The 5,180-nt window shown below is 64.9% G+C and carries 4 protein-coding genes; 2 read left to right on the top strand and 2 right to left on the bottom strand.

Annotated features, from left to right (window positions below):
- The coding region (locus ACFDSW_RS15155) for an LLM class flavin-dependent oxidoreductase (RefSeq protein ID WP_375251109.1) at positions 1–469 on the bottom strand (469 nt) is incomplete at its 3' end.
- Positions 470–530: 61 nt separating this feature from the next.
- A complete protein-coding gene (locus ACFDSW_RS15150; protein WP_375251108.1) occupies positions 531–1,439 on the bottom strand; it encodes an aldo/keto reductase family oxidoreductase in 909 nt (302 codons plus the stop codon).
- Between the two features lie 26 nt (positions 1,440–1,465).
- Between ACFDSW_RS15150 and ACFDSW_RS15145 the strand changes: the two genes are divergently transcribed.
- On the top strand, positions 1,466–2,554 hold the full coding sequence (locus tag ACFDSW_RS15145) for a Gfo/Idh/MocA family protein (RefSeq protein WP_375251107.1): 1,089 nt from the start codon (positions 1,466–1,468) through the stop codon (positions 2,552–2,554).
- A gap of 97 nt (positions 2,555–2,651) precedes the next feature.
- Positions 2,652–4,958 (top strand): TonB-dependent receptor, encoded by a 2,307-nt coding sequence (locus ACFDSW_RS15140; RefSeq protein ID WP_375251106.1) that lies wholly within the window; start codon positions 2,652–2,654, stop codon positions 4,956–4,958.
- Positions 4,959–5,180: the final 222 nt, after the last annotated feature.

The raw sequence follows: 5,180 nt of genomic DNA, 5'->3' as shown, positions 1-5,180 counted from the left end.
TGTCGAACTGCCAGAATTCGCCCTGGTGATTCAGATGCTCGCCGTTCAGCATCGTCTTCAGGATCTGCATCGCCTCGACGGTGCGGCGGTAGCGCGGGGCGGAGCCCAGCGTCTCACCCGGCATGTCCGACGAGATGATGTTGATCTTCAACCGGCCCTTGGCGATCCGGTCGATCGTCGCGATCTGCCGGGCGAGCTGCGGCGGCCACATCTCGCCAATGCGCGTCGCCATCAGCAGGTGGATCTTCGTCGTCAGCGTCGCGATCGCCGCGGCAAAGGCGGTGGTGTCGATCCCCAGCGCATAGCCCGACGGCAGCAGGATATTGTCGAACCCGCCGGTTTCGGCCTGCATGACGATATCGCGGCAATGTTCCCAGCTGGACTTGAGCGCCGGATCGGGCACGCCGAGGAATTCGTAGTCGTCGTCGCAGAGCGCGGAGAACCACGCGATTTCACAAGGGCTGGTCATATCCGTCTCCCCGTCCGTTCGTTCTTTTGGTCCACCCGCGTCGTCATGTCCGCGCGGGTGTTTACGGCAGCTTCTCGCCGCGCGCCGCGACCAGCACGTCGTACCAGTCCTGCCGCGTCCACCGGATCGCGAAGGCGTCGGCCAGTTCCGCGATGCGGCCGGCGTTCTGCGTGCCGACGATCGGGATCACGCGCGCTGGATGCGCCATGATCCAGCTATAGGTGGCCGCGGCGCGACCGACCCCGAAGCGCTTCGCCACCGCGTCGAGCGCGGCCGCCACCGCGGTTTCGCGCGGGGTGCCGGGCTGGCCGATCCGGCCACCGCCGAGCGGCGACCAGGCGAGCACCGCCAGATCCATTTCCATCGCCTGATCGATCAGCCCGTTGGTCAGCGGATCGAGGAACAGCGGCGAGAATTCGGGCTGCTGCGTCGACAGCGGCACCGACAGGAACGCGGCAAGCGCGCGCGTCTGATCGGCGGTATAGTTGGAGACGCCGATCGCGCGCACCTTGCCCGACGACACCATGTCCTCCAGCGTTCGCGCCACTTCCTGCGGGTGCGCCAGGATGTCGGGGCGGTGGATCTGGTACAGGTCGACCTGCTCCACCTTCATCCGGCGCAGCGAATCATCCAGCGCCTTGTTCAGATAGGCGGCGCTGCTGTCATAGGGGACGGGCGGGGTGATACCGCCCTTGGTCGCCAGCACCATGCGATCGCGCAGGCCCGGCGATTCGGCGAAGATATCGCCCAGCAGCGATTCGGCGTCGCCGAATCCGCCCTCGCCGTCGAAGCCGTAGATATCGGCGGTATCGAACAATGTGACCCCGGCGGCGAACGCGGCCTCGATCAGCGCGCGTCCCTGGGCGACGCCGACGCCGGCGAAGCGCCACATCCCCCATGCAATTGGGCTTACGGCGATTCCGCTCTTGCCGAGCGGACGCGAATCGGGCGATAGGATGATTTCAGACATCGTTGTCATACATAAGGACAAGAACCTTGGGAGAGCAAGTCCGTTACGGTCTGGTCGGCACCGGCATGATGGGGGTCGAGCATCTCAACAATCTGGCGATCACCCCCGGCGCGGTGGTGACCGCGATCGCGGATCCCGTCTCCACCTCGCTCGGCTGGGCGAAGGACGCGCTGGGCGAACGCGCCGATGGCGTGCGGTCGTTCGATTCGTCGGCCGCGCTGGCGGCGAGCGGGCTGGTCGATGCGGTGATCGTCGCCAGCCCGAACAACACGCACCGTGACGTGCTCGCGCCGCTGTTCGGCGAGGGGCTCGCGATCCTGTGTGAAAAGCCGCTTGCCACGACGATCGAGGACGCGCGCTGGATCGTCGACCAGGCGGCAAAGAGCGCGCGGCCGTTCTGGACCGCGATGGAATATCGCTACATGCCCCCCGCTGCCGAATTCATCCGCGCGGTGCGGGGTGGCGGCGTCGGCGCGCTGAAGATGCTGTCGATCCGCGAGCATCGCTTCCCGTTCCTCGTCAAGGTCAACGACTGGAACCGCTTCGCCGCGAACACCGGCGGCACGATGGTGGAAAAATGCTGCCATTTCTTCGATCTGATGCGGCTCATCAGCCGGTCGGAGGCGGTGCGCGTCTATTGCTCGGGTGCGATGGACGTGAACCATCTCGACGAAGCCTATGACGGACGGCGCCCCGATATCATCGACAACAGCTACACCACCGTCGATTTCGCCAATGGCGTGCGCGCGATGCTAGACCTGTCGATGTTCGCGGACGGTGCGGAAAATCAGGAAGAGATCACCGCGGTCGGCGATCAGGCGCGCCTTGACGTGCTGATCCCCGAGGGTGCGATCGTTCGCAGTCCGCGCGTCGGGTTCATGAACCCGAAGCAGGTCGAGCGCCGCATCGTCCCCGTCGACGAAACCGCGCTGAAGGCGGGCAGCCATCACGGCTCCACCTTCTACGAGCATCAGCGGTTCAATGCCGCGGTGCGCGGCGTCGGTGACGTCGAGGTGACCGCGCATGATGGCCTGATGGCGGTGGCGATCGGCACCGCGGCGGAAATCAGCGCGCGCGAGAAGCGCGTGGTGGAGATGAGCGAGCTGGGTTTCTGATCAAGCCGCGGTTGCACGGCATAAAGACGAACAATAGCTGACAACGTAATCAGAGCTGATATCCCACCAATAGAGTGGACATTCCGGGGAGGACAGAATGACGAAGACTCTTCTCATGGCGGGCGCGGGGCTTGCCGCGTTGCTGGCGATGCCGGCGGTGGCGCAGGATATGCAGCCCGGCACCGGCAGCGCGACGCCGCCGACCGAGGCGACCGACGTGCCCGCGGGTGACATCATCGTCACCGCGCAAAAGCGATCGGAACGGTTGCAGGATGTGCCGGTGGCGATTTCGGTGGTGTCGGGCGATGCGCTGGCGGCGCGTGGCGCGGTGAATATCGAGGGCGCGCAATATCTGGTCCCGACGCTGAACTTCCGCAAATCGGGCACCGCGATCAACCAGTCGCTGTTCCTGCGCGGCGTCGGCACCTCGACCTTTTCGATCGCGGGCGAGCCGTCGATCTCCACCGTCGTCGACGGCGTGGTCTACAGCCGCGCGGGCGAGGCGTTCAGCGACCTGATCGATATCGATCGGATGGAAGTGCTGCGCGGGCCGCAAGGCACGCTGTTCGGCAAAAATACCTCGGCGGGCGTCATCAACATCGTGACGAAACGGCCCGGCAAGGAATTCGGCGGCTATGTTGAGGGCGGCTTCTACTTCGACAATGGCAACGAATATCGCGTCCGCGGCGCGGTCGATCTGCCGCTGAGCACTGACGTGGCGCTGCGCGTCACCGGCTTCTACGGCAATTATGACGGAAATATCAAAAACCTCGCCTACAATGGCGAGCGCGTGAACGGCTATGAGCATTATGGCGCGCGCGCGATGCTGGTCGCGGATCTCGCCCCCAATTTCACCGCGACGATCATCGCCGACTATCGCGAATCGAAGGACAATTGCTGCGCCGAGGTGATCGGCACGACGCCCACCGGGGCGGCCGGCAGCGCGGGTGCCTTCGCCGCGACGGTGCTGCCGCCGGCGCAGGGCGACCGCACCCGGCTGATCAATCAGGACCTGATCACCCGCACCAATGAGAAGAGCTGGGGCGTGTCGGGGCAGTTCGATTGGGAACTCGGCAACCAGACCGTCACCTACATCGGCTCGTATCGTGAATATGACAATGAAGAGATCCGTGACGGCGACTGGCTGCCGCGTGCCTATTCAGGGCTGAACCAATTGCATGACGTCGGCCCGCAGGTGTCGAACACGATCACGCAGGAGCTGCGACTGACCAGCCCGGCGCAACAATTCTTCAGCTACGTCCTCGGCGCCTTCTATTCGCGCGCTGAAACGACACGCACGTTCACGCGCAACGACATCGTCTGCAATGGCGCGCCGGTGGGAACGCCGTGCAGCACCGTGCCCGCGCTGACCACCACGCCCAGCGGCACCGCGGTGTTCGGCTCCGTCTTCAAGAACTTCGCCTTGTTCGGTCAGGGCACGCTGAACTTCACCGACCGGTTCCGCGGGATCGTCGGCATCCGCTACACCACCGACCAGCTGGACGTGTTCCACCGGCGCGTCACCCCGCTGGCGGGGCCGGGCATCCAGCCAAGCTTCGGGCCATTCACCGGCAAGACGACCAACGACAATTGGTCGGGCAAGGCGGGCATCCAGTACGACATCGTCCCGCAGTCGACCTTCTACGCCACCTATGCGCGCGGTTATAAGGGCCCGGCGTTCAACATCTTCTACAATCTCACCGCGACCGGCACGAATGTGATCGAGCCGGAGACGGCGGACAGCTACGAAGCGGGCCTGAAAAACACGTTGTTCGGTGGCAAGCTGGTGGTCAACCTCGCCGCTTATTATGCCAAGTATAATAACTTCCAGGCGAATAACCCGGATATCGTCGCCGGCGTGCTGGTCACCCGCTTCACCAATGCGGGCGAGATATCGACGCGCGGCGCCGAACTGGATCTGTTGTTCCAGCCGATGCGTGATCTGACGTTCAACGGCGGCCTTGCCTATACCGACGCGCATATCGACCAGTTCAAGGTGCCGACCAACGGCACCACCACCGGCGTCGTGCCGTCGGGAACGCGATTGCCCTATGCGCCGGAGTGGAAGGGATCGCTGGGGGCGGATTACCGTATCCGCACCGGCGGCGCGATCGATGTCGCGCTGGGCGCGCAGGGATCGTACCAGTCGAGCCAGATCTCGCAGCTCGACGCCGCGCAGGCGATCCGCGACGCGACGACGATCAAGGCCTATGGCCTCGTCGACCTGTCGGCGGCGCTGGTCGATGCGGCGGATCGCTATCGCGTGACCTTCCAGGTGAAAAACCTGTTCGACCAGAGCTTCGCCGCGGCGATCACCTCGGGCGGTCCCGGCGGCAGCTACCGCTATATCATCCCGCGCGATGCCGATCGCTATTACGGGGTGACCGCGCGCGTGAACTTCTGACGCGCGCCAGTCGGCAAAAGGAAAGGGGCCGCTACCGAGAGGTGGCGGCCCCTTTTTGATGATCCTGTGCTCCCGCGCCTGCGGGCATATCCCTAATGCGCCACCACCAATGGCGCGTCGTGATCGGGCCCCACCGCCTCGATGCGCGGGATCAGCAGGTGGATCGCAAGCAGCGCGAGCAGGTAGGAAGTCGCGCATACGACCAGCGCGGGCGTGTAGCCC

The organism is Sphingomonas sp. (assembly GCF_042091075.1).
Classification (GTDB): Bacteria; Pseudomonadota; Alphaproteobacteria; order Sphingomonadales; family Sphingomonadaceae; genus Sphingomonas.
The sequence above is the reverse complement of the archived record's forward strand: the minus strand, read 5'-3'. Positions and strand labels throughout refer to the sequence as shown.

Coding starts and splice junctions, on each gene's coding strand:
- ACFDSW_RS15140 (WP_375251106.1), top strand. CDS start 2,652: ATGACGAAGACTCTTCTCATGGCGGGCGCGGGGCTTGCCGCGTTGCTG.
- ACFDSW_RS15150 (WP_375251108.1), bottom strand. CDS start 1,439: ATGTCTGAAATCATCCTATCGCCCGATTCGCGTCCGCTCGGCAAGAGC.